Annotated in this window: 18 protein-coding genes and 1 pseudogene; 6 read left to right on the forward strand and 13 right to left on the reverse strand. The window is 67.6% G+C overall.

The genetic code is table 11. The features are described 5' to 3' along the window. Window positions 1–18 precede the first annotated feature (18 nt). Window positions 19–1,017, reverse strand: coding sequence for a zinc-binding alcohol dehydrogenase family protein (locus AC4BGC_RS10310; RefSeq protein WP_490555528.1), 999 nt, complete (start codon window positions 1,015–1,017; stop codon window positions 19–21). A 140-nt stretch (window positions 1,018–1,157) separates the two neighbouring features. Between AC4BGC_RS10310 and AC4BGC_RS10315 the strand changes: the two genes are divergently transcribed. The 4 genes from AC4BGC_RS10315 (at window position 1,158) to AC4BGC_RS10330 (ending at window position 3,953) form a co-directional block, all read left to right on the forward strand. Further along, window positions 1,158–1,394, forward strand: coding sequence for a hypothetical protein (locus AC4BGC_RS10315; RefSeq protein ID WP_490555530.1), 237 nt, complete (start codon window positions 1,158–1,160; stop codon window positions 1,392–1,394). Between the two features lie 550 nt (window positions 1,395–1,944). Next, window positions 1,945–2,754: a sigma-70 family RNA polymerase sigma factor gene (locus tag AC4BGC_RS10320; RefSeq protein ID WP_490555531.1), complete on the forward strand. Its 810-nt coding sequence runs from the start codon at window positions 1,945–1,947 to the stop codon at window positions 2,752–2,754. Between the two features lie 564 nt (window positions 2,755–3,318). Continuing rightward, the gene (locus tag AC4BGC_RS10325) at window positions 3,319–3,450 is read left to right on the forward strand and encodes a hypothetical protein (protein WP_490555532.1); all 132 of its coding nucleotides are present in this window, start codon (window positions 3,319–3,321) and stop codon (window positions 3,448–3,450) included. A 203-nt stretch (window positions 3,451–3,653) separates the two neighbouring features. Further along, window positions 3,654–3,953, forward strand: a complete 300-nt coding sequence (locus AC4BGC_RS10330; protein ID WP_490555535.1) for a hypothetical protein — start codon at window positions 3,654–3,656, stop codon at window positions 3,951–3,953. Window positions 3,954–4,018: 65 nt separating this feature from the next. On the opposite strand, the gene AC4BGC_RS10335 is transcribed toward AC4BGC_RS10330, so the two are convergent. After that, entirely contained in the window at window positions 4,019–4,276 is a 258-nt protein-coding gene (locus AC4BGC_RS10335; RefSeq protein WP_490555536.1) for an ANTAR domain-containing protein, read from the reverse strand. Window positions 4,277–4,315: 39 nt separating this feature from the next. Here AC4BGC_RS10335 and AC4BGC_RS10340 point away from each other — a divergent pair, with 39 nt between their 5' ends. Then, window positions 4,316–4,531, forward strand: a complete 216-nt coding sequence (locus tag AC4BGC_RS10340; RefSeq protein WP_490555537.1) for a hypothetical protein — start codon at window positions 4,316–4,318, stop codon at window positions 4,529–4,531. 90 nt (window positions 4,532–4,621) lie between these two features. Beyond that, window positions 4,622–5,314 (forward strand): GAF and ANTAR domain-containing protein, encoded by a 693-nt coding sequence (locus AC4BGC_RS10345; RefSeq protein ID WP_490543909.1) that lies wholly within the window; start codon window positions 4,622–4,624, stop codon window positions 5,312–5,314. Window positions 5,315–5,654: 340 nt separating this feature from the next. Here AC4BGC_RS10345 and AC4BGC_RS10350 read toward each other — a convergent pair. From AC4BGC_RS10350 to AC4BGC_RS10400, 11 genes and pseudogenes are all read right to left on the reverse strand, one after another. Next, window positions 5,655–6,371: pseudogene (locus AC4BGC_RS10350) on the reverse strand (CPBP family intramembrane glutamic endopeptidase); the annotation flags it as partial. 181 nt (window positions 6,372–6,552) lie between these two features. Then, a complete protein-coding gene (locus AC4BGC_RS10355) occupies window positions 6,553–6,870 on the reverse strand; it encodes a winged helix-turn-helix transcriptional regulator (RefSeq protein ID WP_490555742.1) in 318 nt (105 codons plus the stop codon). A 379-nt stretch (window positions 6,871–7,249) separates the two neighbouring features. Beyond that, window positions 7,250–8,092 (reverse strand): SCO6745 family protein, encoded by an 843-nt coding sequence (locus tag AC4BGC_RS10360; RefSeq protein WP_490555538.1) that lies wholly within the window; start codon window positions 8,090–8,092, stop codon window positions 7,250–7,252. Window positions 8,093–8,101: 9 nt separating this feature from the next. Continuing rightward, a complete protein-coding gene (locus tag AC4BGC_RS10365; RefSeq protein ID WP_490555539.1) occupies window positions 8,102–8,272 on the reverse strand; it encodes a hypothetical protein in 171 nt (56 codons plus the stop codon). After that, window positions 8,272–8,550, reverse strand: coding sequence for a helix-turn-helix domain-containing protein (locus tag AC4BGC_RS10370; protein ID WP_490555540.1), 279 nt, complete (start codon window positions 8,548–8,550; stop codon window positions 8,272–8,274). The genes AC4BGC_RS10365 and AC4BGC_RS10370 overlap by 1 nt, the downstream gene beginning before the upstream one ends. 287 nt (window positions 8,551–8,837) lie before the next feature. Next, window positions 8,838–9,158, reverse strand: a complete 321-nt coding sequence (locus AC4BGC_RS10375; protein WP_490555541.1) for a lyase family protein — start codon at window positions 9,156–9,158, stop codon at window positions 8,838–8,840. Between the two features lie 685 nt (window positions 9,159–9,843). Further along, on the reverse strand, window positions 9,844–10,632 hold the full coding sequence (locus AC4BGC_RS10380; protein ID WP_490555543.1) for a hypothetical protein: 789 nt from the start codon (window positions 10,630–10,632) through the stop codon (window positions 9,844–9,846). Window positions 10,633–10,897: 265 nt separating this feature from the next. Continuing rightward, entirely contained in the window at window positions 10,898–11,173 is a 276-nt protein-coding gene (locus AC4BGC_RS10385; protein WP_490555544.1) for a DUF8691 family protein, read from the reverse strand. Continuing rightward, on the reverse strand, window positions 11,170–11,904 hold the full coding sequence (locus AC4BGC_RS10390) for a DUF2306 domain-containing protein (RefSeq protein WP_490555545.1): 735 nt from the start codon (window positions 11,902–11,904) through the stop codon (window positions 11,170–11,172). Before AC4BGC_RS10390 ends, AC4BGC_RS10385 begins: the two co-directional genes overlap by 4 nt. After that, the gene (locus AC4BGC_RS10395; RefSeq protein ID WP_490555546.1) at window positions 11,904–12,596 is read right to left on the reverse strand and encodes a hypothetical protein; all 693 of its coding nucleotides are present in this window, start codon (window positions 12,594–12,596) and stop codon (window positions 11,904–11,906) included. Before AC4BGC_RS10395 ends, AC4BGC_RS10390 begins: the two co-directional genes overlap by 1 nt. Before the next feature lie 151 nt (window positions 12,597–12,747). After that, a complete protein-coding gene (locus tag AC4BGC_RS10400; protein WP_490555547.1) occupies window positions 12,748–15,522 on the reverse strand; it encodes a winged helix-turn-helix domain-containing protein in 2,775 nt (924 codons plus the stop codon). Between the last annotated feature and the right edge of the window lie 77 nt (window positions 15,523–15,599).

Below are 15,599 nucleotides of genomic sequence, written 5' to 3' on the forward strand. Positions count from 1 at the left end.
GTCGTGACCGCGGCGCCCTCAGCTGAGGACCAGGACCGCCGCACCCGTCAGCGTTCCCTCGGCCAGGTCGTCCAGTGCCCGGTCGGCCTCCTCGAACCGATAGCCGGTCACGTGCGGCGTGATTCCCACCGCAGCGGCCAGCCGCAAGAACTCCTCCCCGTCCGCACGTGTGTTGGCGGTGACGCTGGTGAGCGTGCGCTCGCGGAACAGGTGTCGTTGGTAGTCGAGGACGGGTATGTCGCTGAGATGGATGCCTGCCACCGCGAGGGTGCCGCCCTGCTCCAGCGCCGCCAGCGCAACCGGCACCAGCTCACCGGCCGGCGCGAAGAGCACCGCGCCGTCCAGCGGTACGGGCGGGGCGTCGGTGGCCGCGCCGGCCGATGCTGCTCCCAGCTCGAGGGCCATGCGGCGCGCGGACTCGCCCCTCGTCAGCACGTGGACCTCGTAGCCCTGGGCAAGGGCGAGCTGGGCCGTGAGGTGAGCACTGGCACCGAACCCGTAGATGCCCAGGCGGCCTCCCGGAGGAAGCTGCGCTCGCTTGAGTGCGCGGTAGCCGATGATGCCCGAACACAGCAGCGGGGCGAGCTGCTCCGCCGGCACGGACGTGGGCAGCGCGTAGGCATACGCCTCGTGTACGACGGCGTACTCCGCGAACCCGCCGTCTGCGTCCCACCCGGTGAACGACGCGGAACGACACAGGTTCTCCCGGCCCCGTCGGCAGGCGCCGCACACGCCGCAGGTGTGGCGAAGCCAGGCGATCGCGGCCCGGTCCCCGATGCGGAACCGGCTCGCCTGGCCACCGACCGCGACCACGTTGCCGACCACCTCGTGCCCCGGTATCCGATGTGCGGCCCGAGGAGCCAGATCTCCGTCCGCCAGGTGCAGGTCCGTGCGACACACGCCGCACGCCTCGACCCGGATGACCACCTCGAACGCCCCGGGAGCAGGCTGGTCGCGTTCGACCTCGACCAGTCTTCCTGGCCCACCCGCCCTGCCGCTGACTGCCCAACCACGCATCGGGTCCTCCGCATCATCCGTGGACAAGCCAACGATGACCCAACCCCGCCCGGGGCGACAGGGACCGAAGTCCTGCAGCACGCCCTGGCCCGGGACCTTCGGCACTACGCACCTCGACACGCACGCAGGACGATCGACACATGGGGTCATCCGCCCGCGGACCGTTCGCCCCGACGAACCTCGTGTTCAACCGGCTGCTGATCCCGGTGCTCCAGAGCGAGGCTGGTCGGCGTCTGGGACGCAGACTCGCCGTGGTCGAGTACCTCGGCCGACGCTCAGGTCAGCCGCACCGACTCGTCACGCAGTACGTCATCGACGGCAGCACTGTGCGCATCGACGTGGGGGTTCCCAGCACCAAGTCCCCCTCGGCGACATGAAGTCGTGCCCGAGCGAGGGCCACCATCCCCAACGCGCTTCCTTTCGAACATGTCGGGCATCCATCGTCGGCGACACACGCGAGCTCTGCATCGCCAAGCCGGCCATTGCCGCCGACGTAGCGACGCTGCTGGGGTGGGGACGCCTGGTGTCGACAGGCTGAGGTCGACGGCGGGAAGCGGCCGGGCGTCACGACCGAGGAGTCGGCGGAGCGTGACCTTCTCGAGGTCACCGCCCACAGCCAACCCCGAATGGCCCGCACCCTCCAGCGCTCGAGCCACGCCTTGGCGCAGGCTGCTGGCCGGGTCGAGCGGCTGCCGATCATGCGCCGGGGCGACCGTCCCAGCACGCATGTGCCGAGCCCAGGCGCCTGAAGCGCCAACTTGGGCCTCGGTGTTTGCCGGGCCGGGCACACGGCGTTTAGACTTACACACCAAGTTGCCCCTCTGGGCGACGTCTGCCTCGTTGAAGCCAATCGACCAGGCTCCTGGGTGCTCCAAACGAGCGGCACTCACCACTCCGTCTCCTTGGAGACGTCACGGTTGGTGTGCCATGACTGCTTCCCTACAGACCCGCAACGCGGTACGACACAGCGCATCCGAAGAACGCTCTGTCCGCACCCGCGAGCTCTTCGAGCTGGCCCAGACGTGCGCGTGCGAGCAAGAACGGCGCGAGCTGCTGAACACCGTGATCGAGCTGCATCTCGACTACGCCCACGCCCAAGCGGCTCGTTACCGCTCCCGCGGCGTACCCCTCGAAGACCTCAGACAGGTGGCCGCGATGGCCCTGACGAAGGCAGCGCGAGGCTACGACGTCACCACCGGCAATGAGTTCTTGTCCTATGCGGCCCCCACGATCCGTGGAGAACTGCGCAAGCACTTCCGCGACCACGCCTGGATGATCCGGCCCACGCGCAGGATCCAGGAGCTCCAGGCCCGCATCAACGCCGCGGAAGCTGAGCTCTCCCACCAACTGGGGCGATCCCCTCAGCCTCTGGAGATCGCCAGACATCTGGACGAGCCCGCCGAATCCGTCATCGAGGCCCTGGCGAGCGATGGCTACTTCACGGTGACTTCCCTGGACCACCCGGTCGGCGGCGAGGGATACACCGCGACCTTGGGCGACCTGGTGCCCGACGAGGACAGCGACCGCGAAACTGCCGAGGCCCGCCTGATGCTCGATCCCGTGCTTCGCACGCTGGATGAACGTGACCGGCTGATCCTCCGCCTGCGCTTCTACCAAGGACTGAGCCAGCGTGAGATCGGCGAGAGGCTAGGGGTGACCCAGATGCAGGTCTCACGAATTCTCAGCCGCATCCTGGGACAGCTCCGCCACCGCGTCGGTGAGATCCCGTGCGCCTGATCTGAGCTTGTTCATTCCACGGGATCGTGCTGGCTGACCTCAAGGCGCTGTCCTGAGGTTCCGGCAGCCGCCGGTGGACCGAACCCGCGTAACCGGGATCTGGCATCCCGAGAGGGCGCCAGCATGCCCGCGTCGACGCGTTCCAGTACCTCGACGGCGAGCAGGGCTTTCTCGGCGTGGCGAAGTAACAGAGGTAGCCACAGAACGGTGACGTGTGCTTGATGCCGGTGAGTGCTTGCAGGTCGGGTACGTCGGGGCCGGACGCGGCTCCCTTTCACGTGTGAAGGTCAGGCGAGCTCTGTCCGCGGCCCACGGGCAACCAGATTCGCCCACCGATATGGCGACCACCGAGCACAATCGGCTGGGTCGCCAACCGCCTCGGCGTCACTCCGACTCCGGTGTGGTGCCCTCGAGCGGGTGGAGGCTGCGAATCTGGTTCGGAGCAGACGGGTTGTAGCCGTGCTGAACTGCGTACTCGTGCTCAGCGGACGCGCGAGGACGCAGTGAGGACACTTGTTCAGCAACGGATGCCCGCCGTTCATCGGGGCCACGTATGAAGCAGCCATGACAACGACAACCAACGTGCCGATCAGCGACCCTGGCACTGACTCCGAACCCACCGTGAACCCCATCGCCCCCGGGGAGGACCCGGGCGACACACCGGACCCCGACCAGGACACCCCAGACGCCTGGTAGGCACCGAACCCCGAGACGCGTGGCTACTCGGGCATTTCTAGCCTTGATTCTCTGAGTGAGACTCGGATCACTCGAATACTTCGGTTGAGCGCGCTCCCTGGGGGCAATGAGTACGTGTCCCGCCAACTGGCGGGCATTCACGCTTGCACTTACGCGCTTCAACAGCGAGGCATCTGTGCCTGCACTACGCAACAGGAGTCTCAATGTCGAACATCGACACCGCCACCCACAACGACCACCACGCGACCGGCGACCACGCCTACAGCCCGGCCCGCCGCGTCAGCACCGAGACCAAGGCGTCGTTCAAGACCACCGAGCTCATCGCCTACGTCGTCGCCGTCATCGCCGTCCTGATCGCCTCGGCGATGGTCGACTCGAGCGACTTCGGAGCCCAGGAGGCCTGGCGCTACGTCACCTTCCTGACCATCGGCTACATGATCAGCCGAGGACTCGCGAAGTCCGGCAGCCGCGACTTCTTCGACGACGACCGCAACGCTCGCTGACCCACAGTTGTTGAAGGGCCCCGGACACCACCAGGTGACCGGGGCCCTTTCGGCACCCGCCGTCTCTAGGTAGCCATCTGGCTGATCACCAGCAGGCCGATCACTGCGATCGCGATGACCGGGAGCGGGATGACGAACACCATCGACTTCTTCAACACCTGGAAGGCTGCGACGTCAGTGAGGCTGGCCGCGCGCATGAGTAGCCCCATGGCCTGCCCGATGACTGCGCGCGACTCAAGCGCAGCCCGCAGGCCGCTGACTTCACGCGTGTGGTCGAGCACCATCGCGGCCTGTTCTGCCTGGAGCCGGTGGCCGCGGTTCATCCCCCGGCGGTCGAGCTGGGGCTCTCGTCACAACTCGGCATGCGGCTCTACACGGACGCGAAGACCATGGGCGGTCTGCACATGTACTCGACCACCGAGGACAGGGCGTGGGCGTACCTCACCCGGGTTACCTCGCACACGAACATCAAGCTCCGCGAGGTCGCCAAGGAGGCTGTGGCGTTGCGCAACGACCAATCTCTCACCCGCACTGCGGCCTCGACAGCGACGCTCCCAGGCTCGGTCAGCCGCAGTTGAACAAGCCACTGAGCGGGAGGGCTCTACACGACGCCTCGTCCCGCGCGTGCCGGGTTGGCACGGCGTCAGCCCTTGGGACATCCTGCTCTGATGCCTAACTACGAGGACTTCAGCGTCGAGCTGGCAACCGCGGCCAGGGGGATGCAGGACGAGGCCAGCCCCAAGGAAGCGATGCAGCGCGCGGTGGACATCGCAACCAAGATCCTGCCCGGCTGCGACGCCGCTGGCGTGTGCGTCGTCTACCGCGGAGAGCGTGTCGACACCCACGCGACGAGCATCGACTCACTTCGCGAAGTGGACGCCCTGCAACATGAATTGAAGGAAGGGCCCTGCATCGACGCCCTGCAGGAGCACGACACCGTTCGCAGCAGCGATCTGTCCCGCGACGAGCGGTGGCCGGACTGGGGTCGCGAAGTTTCCGGACGACTAGGACTTTTCAGCATCGTCAGCTACCGCCTGTTCTCCAGCGGTGACAGCCTCGGCGCATTGAACCTCTACGGCAAGGTCCGTTCCGCTTTCAGTGCCGACGACGAGCACGACGGTCTCGCTCTCGCAGCGCACGTCGGCGTTGCCCTGGCGGGGGCCCAACAAGTGGAGAACCTGGAGAAGGCACTGGGTAGCCGGACGGTGATCGGCCAGGCAACTGGCATCGTCATGGAGCGGTTCGACCTGGACGCTGACCGCGCTTTCGACGTACTGACCAGGCTGTCACGCAACAAGAACCTGAAGCTGCGACAACTCGCCGAGCAGATCACCCAGACCCGGAGCGTTCCGAAGGGGTAGACGCCAACCGTCCCCGAGGCGCGGGCAGGGTGCACCTTCGCCACCAACGCCCGGGGCCACCGGTGCCACCGGCCCCGATGAGATCGTCGTGCAGCAGGGCCATCGGGTTCGAGGACCGGGTCCTGAGCGCAGGACCCCGAGGCCCGGTTGGGCCCCGGGGTCGCGGTGACTCCATGTCCTACCTCGTGAGCGGCCCGGAGTAGCCCAACCGGCCGCGCGTGCCGATGATCACCGCTCCCCCGGCGACGAGCGCTCCGGCGGCCAGCGCGTGCGTCCACGAGTCGCCGTCGATCCCGGGGAACATCTCGCCCCAGATCAGGGAGGCAAAGGAGTTGACACTGACGTGGGCGAGGATCGCCACGGGCAGGCTCTCCCCCGTCCGGTTGAAGATCCAGGTCATGACGAAGTTGAACCCGACGCAGAACAGCAGGAATGCCGCTGCCCGGGTCCAGCTGGCATCCGGGTAGTCCCCCCAGGGCGTGAAGAACAGGGGCAGGTGCCACACGGCCCAGATGGGGCCGAGGATCATCGACGCGACGAGGGGACGGAAACGGGCCTGCAAGCGCGGCAGGGCGAAGTCGCGCCAGCCCGGCTCCTCGGCCAGTCCCGTCGTGACGAACTGAACGACCAGCATGGGGACGTACATGGCGAGCGCCATGGCGGAGGGTGCGTGGACGTCGCCCCCGGAGAAGGCGAGTCCGGTCAGCAGCATCCCCGCGGGGATCCCGAGAAGGGCGACCGCGTACCAGCGCGGAGCGACCCGCCAACGCAGCAGACGTCCGGCCCAGCCGCGCACTCCCTGCCGCCCGTCGGTGATCGCCGTGACGAGGAAGGCCGAGAAGATCGGCCCCAGGTAGGCGCCGGGCAGCATCCCGGCAATCTCGTTGATGTGGACGGGAAGCACGCCGAGGGCGTTCTCCGACAGCACGTACGGCGACCAGGCGATCCAGCTCAGCAGGTTCGCGAGGATGAAGAAGGACAGCAGGGGGTGGCGGCGGATGAGGTCGAGCCGGTCTGCGCGAGTCGGCGTACTCGTGGTGGTGTCGATGGCGGTCATGACCGCTCCCTTCCGTGGCTCTTGGGATGCGCTTTCCCCTTGACGCTAGGTGTCTGCGCCGCTGCCCACCTGAGGCAAAGGCATGAACCTCACGGGCTCCATCGAAAGGTGCAAGCGCTTCTGTGCGCCGCGTCGACACCACGCGCTTCCCGCGAGCTGCACGCGCTCCGAGTCCTGACCGTCAGGTGTGGTGATCGAACTTCTCCCGGGCGTGCGTGATCTCCGGCATGTGCGCCACCGCCCAGTCCAGGATGACCTCGACCGGCGCCCGGAGGGTCCTGCCCAAGAGCGTGATCCGATACTCGACGGCAACGGTTCGGGTGTTGAGCAGCAGCCGCTCGACGATGCCCTTCCGCTCAGGCCGTCGAAGCGTCGCGGTGAGGGACTTCTGGGTGATCGCCGTGGTGTCTCCCCGGAGCTGGCTGAACCGACAGGGACGCTCACACAGGGGCGCTGATGTTGTACTCGCCGGCGCTTTCTCGCGCTGCTGTGCGACCAGGCCTGAACGTCAGAGACTGCAGACTTCAGATGACGACCGACCCGCACGGCGCACGGCCCTTGACCGCCGGTGCGCCAGTCGGGTTCCGCTCGCGACGACGAAGACCCGTATCCGAGCCGGGCTGAGTCGGCTACGAGCCACTATGGCGGCCGTGCCCGGTGAGACCGGGTAGCCCCCATCCGCGATCCACGCGGAGGTCAAGCGGTGCGCAAGTGGGCCACCTAGCGCCAAGAATCGTCGTCGGTGCCGACGCGGGGTACGCCCAGCGCCTGGGACGAACAACCCGGCCTCGAGTGCTCACCGGGGCTGCGGGCGTCAGGAGCGACTGCTTACCGGTCCAGGAATCGGCACCGGGTCGCGCGGGCAGCCGACCGACAGATCAACCGAACGCTGCGTCGCGACGTGCGAAGCCGCCGTTCCGGGCGATCGCTGAACGCAGGGGGACCAACAGGTCGTGCAACCGGATCGTCGCCTCCTCACCGATCGTCTCCCACAGGGGCAGATTCGCTCGGTCCGTGCGTTCCTCGATGGCGTCGCGGAACCGGTTGCCGGCATCGGTGAGCTCACCGCCCGAGGTGACCAGTCCCCGCGCAGCCAGTCGTTCGACGGTGCCGCTCCACTCGTCCTGCGACCAACCACGCGTCGCTTTGAGCAGCTTGACCGGCAACGACCGGTTGCTCTCGAGCACCAGGGCCTCCAGCGCCGTGAGCGGCTCTGAGCAGAGGACCGCGACGTGGGCGTCGCCGCGCCATTCCCTGATGACGGCAAGGAGCTGCCAGAGCTTCACGAGCGGGTCGGCGGGCAGTGGAGCCGACCGGTTGCCAGCCGCGAGCGGCTTGCCCTCGTATCCGATCCGGTCGCAGGCACGTTGACACAAGTCCGTCGCCTCGGCGATCTCAGTCTCCGACAGCACCCCCGAGGCCAACCGGTCCAGCGCCGCCCCGACTGCGCGGTAACGCGCCTGCTGGATGGCGTCGGTGTCGGCCCGCGTCCAGTCCGAAGGCGTACCCGCGACGACCGTGTCATGGCGAAAGTTGAAGAAGGTCGCCGTGAGCACCTCAGCGCTGACCGGCCCAAGCGCGGCTCCGCGTCCGGCAAAGTAGCCCGCGTGGGTGGTGTAGCCGAGGGCGGCATACTCCGAGGCCGGCTCCGGGGCGAAATATATGAAGGAGTGCACCGGCTGAATGACCTGATGCAGCCTTTGCGCGACCGACTCTTCCATGGCCGCACCCTACAAGTGGTTCACCTCCATGATGTGCTTGCGCGTGGGTACGGCGACCTCGATGCGGCGAAGCCTGCCATCGGCGTCCTTGCACCTCGTACGTGCCCGGACCGTGCCATTGGGCATCCTGGTGAACTCGATCTGCCCGAAGGTCCCGATCGCAGTGCGCGGTCTGGGCATCAGATCACCCCCGCTTTGAGCACGCGCCCCGGCGAGCTCTCGCGCTGCTGTGCGACCCAGGCCCGAACGTCAGAGACCGCGAACTTGAAATGCCGACCGACCCGCACGGCGCATGGCCCGGGACCGCCGGTGCGCCACTCGTAGAGAGTCTTGAGCGGGACGCAGAGGTAGTCGGCGAGCTGTTGGGTGCTCAGCAGTGGCTCCAAGGCAGCCGCTGGGTTCGACAACGTGTCCATGCAGGACAGGTGCGCACCCGATCCCACAACAGCGGGAGTCATCCGGAACCGTCAGGAGCACCATGGGCGCCGGACCGGGATTCGCCGCGGGCGCGATCTGAAAGTGGAGGGTAAGTGGAGGGTGTATCAAATCTCAGACGCTTTCAGGCTCGGAGATCGCAGATCTCCGAGCCTGAATTCGGTCGGGCTGACAGGATTTGAACCTGCGACCCCTTGAACCAGTTAGGCCGGGGGCCGGGACTTCGAGATCCCTCGACTTCTCGCCGAGAAAATCGCTCTGACCTGGGCTGATGCCGCGAGCCGCGCTGTTGATGTCCCCACTGTACCCCTCAGATTTTGATCCACCTGGGATGTCTCGGGGTTGTTCGGGATCGCAATGTGTCCATGCAGCGGTCCTGCTGGAGGACCTGGTCACAGGCAGCCACGATGGCGTCTGCCTTCTCCCCCGACATGGTGTGCAGCTCCTTGTTGGCCAGCGCCGAGGCCTTCTTGACCTGGACCATTGCGCGCACCATCTCTGGTACGTCGCTGATGGTGACATCGCTGATCGTGAAGTTCTCCATGGCGCGGACCGTATGGATGCCGAAGTAGGCATCACCCGGAACCTCCTTGGGTCCCAGCAGGTCTTCTTCTACACGTACGTCATGCATGGCTGATGCCTCTCCATTGACCACAGGGGCCGTGGGTTTGACGCCTGCTTGGCGGTCACGAGGCAACTGGGATTTGGTCCGGGCCTCTTCGATCGGGGGCCTGTCTTCGAGTCTGTAGGCCAGCCATCGATAAGGGACCAAGGTCCTGACTTGCCCTATCAGTACCGATATGGGCAGGTCGCCGGCGAACTTGGACCAAGTCCACTCGCCGAAAGACGCCTGCCCCTCCGAAGCCGTGGCACCACGAAGTTCACGGCGATGATCAATGCCCCCCGGAGCTTGGTCCGCTCACGCCGTCACCCGAACTCCCAGGAGTCAACTCGCGTGAGGTTCGGCGAGCAGCAGCGGCGGCACCGACCACAAGGCCGATCCCCGCGCCCAACAACATGCCCGAGGCGATGAAGGTCGCGCCACCCAAGGCCACGCCGACGGTCAGTCCGATACCGGTTCCGAACACCATCGCGCTGGGGACCCACAGAGTGTGCCTGGCGTCTACTGCCATGACGCTCCCTTCAGCCGCGGATCGGCTGCCACTATGTCGATTGGTCCGAGGGTACGCCGCACCCGTGCCCGTGCCCGTGCCCGTGCCCTGGGCGAGGCGAACCCTGGACTCTGCGTGGTCGATGATCGGCGTGCCGTGACGGCTGGAGGACCTTGGGCGAGTTGCGGCTGCGGTCGCGTCTGCTCAGGAGACTTCGAGGCCGCCGTAGACGTCGTTCTGCGAGCCCTCGTCGCCGCTGAACTTCCACAGGCCGTCGGTCGCGGAGAGATTGTAGTGCCCGACCTTGAGGAACGGGGTGCGCACGGTGGCGGCCCCGTCCTTGTCCGGGACAGCGGTGCCGGTGAAGACCGTCTTGTCGTTCTCATCGATCATGCTCATCTGGACTGGCACGCCGGGACGCCACCCGGTCAGCTTCAGGGTCGCGGGACCGGTCTTGGCTTCTCCTTCGACGTTGCTGATGACGATGTGCGGGTTGTAGCCGCCAGCCTCGGTGACCGCGTCGGTGACTGCGACCTGCGCCTGGGCGGTCCCCTCACCTGGTTGGGCGGCGTCGGTGACTTGGACTATGTAGAGGCCCTGCTCGAGGTCGGTGGTCGGGCAGGAGTACTTCTTGGAGAACCGGTGGTACTCGCACGCCTTCTCCCCTGCGGTCCGGTGCAGTTTGGCGTTCCGGGGGGAGGCGAAGGGTGCGATCGTGACGGTGATCTTCCCGTCGGGGTAGATGACCTTCCCGGTGATCGGGTCACCAGGGGCGGCCGCACGGGTGGTCGAGGTGACGCTGAGTGGGGTGTCGGTGGCGAAGTCGCACCCGGAGACCGTGAAGGTTCCGGCCGCCACTGCGCCGGCGAGGACGACGGCGCGGGACCAGCGGCTGGTCAGGAGAGTGGTCCGGAGTCGCGGTGTCGGGCTGGCAGCGTCGGGTCCAGTGGCTGGTCGGTTGGCTGGTCCGGTGCGGGGGAGGTGTGCGGTCATGACGTCGACTGTGCCTTTTCCTGATGGCTCTGCCATCAGCGCAGGTACTCAGGTCGGTACTCAACTTCGTCGCCGGCACCGCCGCGCGCAGTCAGCGACACGCTAGCGGGGCGCGTCGGGGACAGGTCAGAGGCGGATGCGGTCGTGGATGCGGCCGGCATGAAAGTGACCATTGGTTTCTCCTGCTCGAGCGGGATGGGCGGTGACTGGCGCATGGGTGTTGCGTCGACCTAGGCATCACGTTCGTCGTGCCTGCTCTCGTGACCTAGGGATGTTGCTGTTGTTGGGAGTTGGTGCCGGGGTCGTCGCTGCCGGCGACCCAGAGGGGTGTGACCGAGACCAGGGGTGCGCCCGTGTCGCGGACCTTGGCGAGCAGGCCGTGCAGTTCGGCCTGGTCGCGCACCACGCCGCGAAGGGTGGTGGTGCCGTCGTCCTGGTGGGTGATGGTGAAACCGTCGAACCAGGTCGACCAGTAGTGGTCGAGATGCCCCTGGACCCGGAACTCGTAGGAGGCGGGTCCGTCGGGTGCTGGCGAGGTCATGACGAACCAATCAGAACTGGGTGGGCGCGGCGGACGCGATTGGCCCGTCGGCGGGCGGGGCGGCGGATGACCCATTCAGCGATGGCGAGGTTGATGGCCCAGGCGGACGCCATCATCAAGTCGGTGCGAACCACACCGGCGCCGAGGAGGACCTCACCGAAGCCGACGGTGAACGCCTGGGTGCCGGCGCCGAGCGCGAGCGCGTAAGCGCGGGTCATCCACGCCCGGTGCCGGGCGATGTTGCGGCTGCGGATGGCGACCAGACCGAGGATGACGCTGGCTCCCATGGTCGAGCTGACCAGCAGCCGGGTCGCCCACAAGATGTCGCCGGTGCCCTCCTTCTGTGGGTACGCCAACGTTATCCACAGCCCGGAGAACGCCACCACGAGGCCGAGGGCCACCAGGAGCCGCCCGGCTCGGCGATGCCAGCCGGGGTGGCGACGGTGCAGCCGGGCGGAGAACTGGAAGGCACCCAGCACGGCGTAGACGACGGAGGCCACGATGTGGGCGACCAGTGGAATCGGGGACGCGGCGAACCGCGAGTCGGTCGGCAGGACCTCGGGTCCGCCCAGCAGTTCAATGAGCCGTCCGCTGCCGCCCAGGACCGGGATGAAAGCAAGCCCCAGCAGGCCGGGCACCACCCACCAGCCGGCCCAGCGCCGCCCCCTGCCCGGCGCCGGTGCAGAGCCGGTGCCGGGCTGGGGGCGGCGCTGGGTTGTGGGCATGACCATCACGCGGCACCTGCGGTGCTGGGTGCTGGGGTGTCCACGGCCTGCGACTGGGTCGCGGCGTCGTTGCGGGCGACCTGCCACAGCGAGTAGCCCAGGGCGATCATGGCGATGCCGTTGGGGAAGGCCAACAGGCGGTAGACGGAGTCGGGCGTCAGCGCGAGGCCGGCGGTGGCGAGACCGGCGACGGCGAGTAGGGCGCAGGCCCAGCGGGGTAGGACCCGTGCCCGGTACAGCGCGATGCCGAAGAGCAGGCTGCCGACCAGGTAGGCGAACCCGAGCACCTTCAGTACCGGGCCGAACGCTCCGATGTCACCCTCGACGGTGCCCCGCGCGGTGTTGGCGTAGATGGCATCGTTGACGAAACTCGTGCTGGAGGTGGCCACCTCGGGCAGTACGTAGGCGGCGGTGAAGGCGACGCACATGATGCCGAGGTACCCGACGGCGAACACCACGTAGCCGATGAACCCGAGGACCCCGTGCTTGCGGATCTGGTTCAGGTACATGCCGGTGATGCCGGCCAGGGCGAGGGCGGCCATCAGCACCTTGAACGTGTCGCGCACGCCCATCTCGGTGGTCTGGATCGTGATGGCATTCAGCTGCGGGTGGTTGATCTGGACGCCGATGAAGATGGCCCCGGCGGCGGCGGCCGCTAGGCCGGCCCACCGGGTCAAAAGGTTCGCGGTGATGGTCATGTCTGGCCCCTTTCGGGTTGGTCCGCGGCCGGTGCGGCGGGGATATCTGAAACCTAGGAAGCGGCGGGGGGTCTCGGCGTCACCACATGATGTGATTGACGATGTGACATCGAGCCGACCGCAGGCCTGAACCGTTGGCGCCGGGGTCAGATCAGATGAGCTCGAGCTCGTGGGCCCTGCGTACCGCGGCGGCGCGGGACGTGACGTCGAGCTTGGTGAAGATCCGTTTGGTGTGGGTGCGCAGCGTGTTCAGGGAGACGTAGAGCTGGGCGGCGATCTGGGGCCCGCTCAGCTCGGAGTCCAAGAGCCGGAGGACTTCGACCTCGCGTTGGCTCAGTGGGTCGGCCAGCGGGTCGTGGTGAAGTGCTGGTTCCTCGCCCACGGCCCTACTGCGCTGGAGCAACTGTCGTGCCCAAGCCCGAAGGGCCTGCTCCTCTTCATCGTTCCCGAACTGGGCGGCGTCGCGCAGCAGGTCCTGCATCGGAACGCCCTCGTCCAGGTAGAGCCTGACATGGTTCTCCGGCTCCGGTGTGCCGTGCAACGCCTGGCTCAGGACCCTCAGCGCCATGTCGCCGTCATCACCGGCGTGGTGGGCCAGGGCCTGCATCACCTGGATCTCCAGCAGACTGCCATCCCGGTGCGCGGCGTCGGCGGCGGCGTACAGCCGGTCGAGGAGCCTGATGGCGCCTGTGAGTGCCGGGGTCGTTGCGCTGCTCTCGGTGCGCTTGGAGGCGCGATGGTGGGACACCAGCAGCCTGACCAGGGTGAGGTGCTCGTACTCGTGCAGGAAGTCAGGATCATCATCCACTCCTGGCCCCGCTTCCCGAGCCCAGGTCTCGGCCGTCTCCAGGTCACCCGTGGCGATCTGAAGACGGGCCCGCATCGCCGCGATCGGGCGCACGTCTGGGTAGAACCCGTGGCGGTACAGCGACGCCGCCTCCTCCAGCAGGCGCGCTGCTCCTTCGTGGTCGCCGCGAGCGGCACGCACCTGGGCCACGACCATGGGCCACCGGTGTCGGTTCTCGGTGATGGAGGCCCGCTCGGCCAAAACGCGCGCGGTCTCCAGGTGGATCTCGGCGGCGGTGAGGTCATCGAGTTCCCGGTCGAGGTCGGCCAGTCCGACGTGCAGGTCCGCGGTCGCCCGCGGGTACGGCTCACCGTTCACGGTCGCAGTCGCGAGCGCCTGCTCGTAGAGCCTGCGGGCGCGGCGGGGCCGCCCGGCGGCGACCCACATGTCGGCAAGCACGACCGTGCCGTCCAGCTCATCAACGAGGTTTCCTGCGGCGTGCAGGCTGCGCACCGCCTGGGAGAACGTGGCGAGGCCCTCTTCGATGTCACCGGCAGCCCACGCGGCCAGGCCGAGGAACCCGCCTGCACCGGCACGCACGAAGTGGTCCTCTGGGCCGGCCAGCCCAAAGGCCTTTCGAGCGTGGCGCACGGTTGCGGCGACGTCTCCTCGGGCCTGGGCCAGGGAGGCCCGGTAGACCAAGATCGTCGCCGCTGCGGTGCGAAGGTCTTCGGTCTGTGCCCAGGTCGCCGTCAGGTCCTCATCAACGCTGCCGGCCTCCAGCGCGGCGTCGGCGTCATCGAGGCGCGCCTCCAGCCCATCGAGGTCACCGGTCATCATGTGTGCCCACCCGGCCCAGATGCTCAGGACCGGGCTGCGTCGCACGCCCGCGGGCGGCAACGCCCGGATCCACGCCAGCATCAGCTGGTCTTCGCGGGCGCATCGAAGCGCGGGCAGCGCTTCTTCCATCAGGTACGCGGCGCGAGTGAAGTCCTCGGCGACCAGAGCGTGCCGGATGGCGTCGGCGGCGAGGCCGCGCTCGGCGTGCCAGTCGCTGGCCCGCCGGTGCAGCTTTGGGACCAAGTCAGGGTCCTCGGTGAGCAGCCGTGCGTGCAGTACGTCTGCGAAGAGGTGGTGGTAGCGGTACCAGGTGCGCTCGGTGTCCAACGGGACCAGGAACAGGTTGTCGCGCTCGAGATCGGCCAGCATCGCGGCCCCACCGGACTGACCGCTGACCGACTCGCACAAGGAACCGGTGAGTCGCTCGAGGACCGAGGTCCGCAGCAGGAAGTCGCGAACCCCTGCGGGCTGCCGGGCCAAGACCTCGTCGGCCAGGTAGTCGATGACGAACCGGTTGCTGCCGGTGAACGCCTCGATGAAGTCACCGACCTCAGACCTGGTGGGGATCGCGCGCAACGAGAGTGCCGCGAGCTGCAGGCCGGCGATCCAGCCTTCCGTGCGTCCTTCAAGGGCCTCGACGTGTGTGGTGTCGAGGTCGAGGTGCATCGCCTCGTTGAGGAATTGCTGCGCCTCGTCCCGTGTGAAACGAAGGTCGGCGCCACGCACTTCGACCAGCTGCCCGCGGCTGCGCAGCCGCGAGAGCGCAAAGGGCGGGTCGGCGCGTGTGGCCATCATCAGGCGCAGCTGGTCGGGTAGGTGCTCGAGGAGGAACGAGACGGCCTCGTGGACCTCAGGCGCCGTGATGACTTGGTAGTCGTCCAGGACCAACACCCAGCGCACCTCAGGCCTTTGCTCTGCGGCATCCGCGACAGCGTTGACCACAGAGGTCATGGCCGCTCTCGGGTCACCGGGCAGCATGTCGAGGACAGCCGACTCCTTCAGGTCGACGCCGACGCCTGCCAGGGCGGCGACCAGATGTCTCAGCAGCCGTCCGAGATCGTTGTCCCCCTCATCTAGGGACAGCCACGCAGCCCGCGCCTCGGCGTCTCGCTGCGCCAGGTGGACGACCCAGTCGCTGAGCACGGTGGACTTCCCGAAGCCGGCGGGAGCGGACACGAGCGTCAACCGGTGGCCCGGCTCGAGGGTGGTGTCGAGCCGTTCTCGCAGTCTGGTGCGCGCGACGGCCTGGGAGCGCAGGGCCGGCGCGAACAGCTTCGTGGCGAGCACCGCAGACGGCACTCACGAATCATAGGAGCCGCGCCGACACATCTCGGTGTTCTAGGCTCGACGCATCGCCTCGACGCCCAGGAGGGGAG

The sequence above is a fragment of the Nocardioides sp. Z38_18 genome (assembly GCF_058215695.1).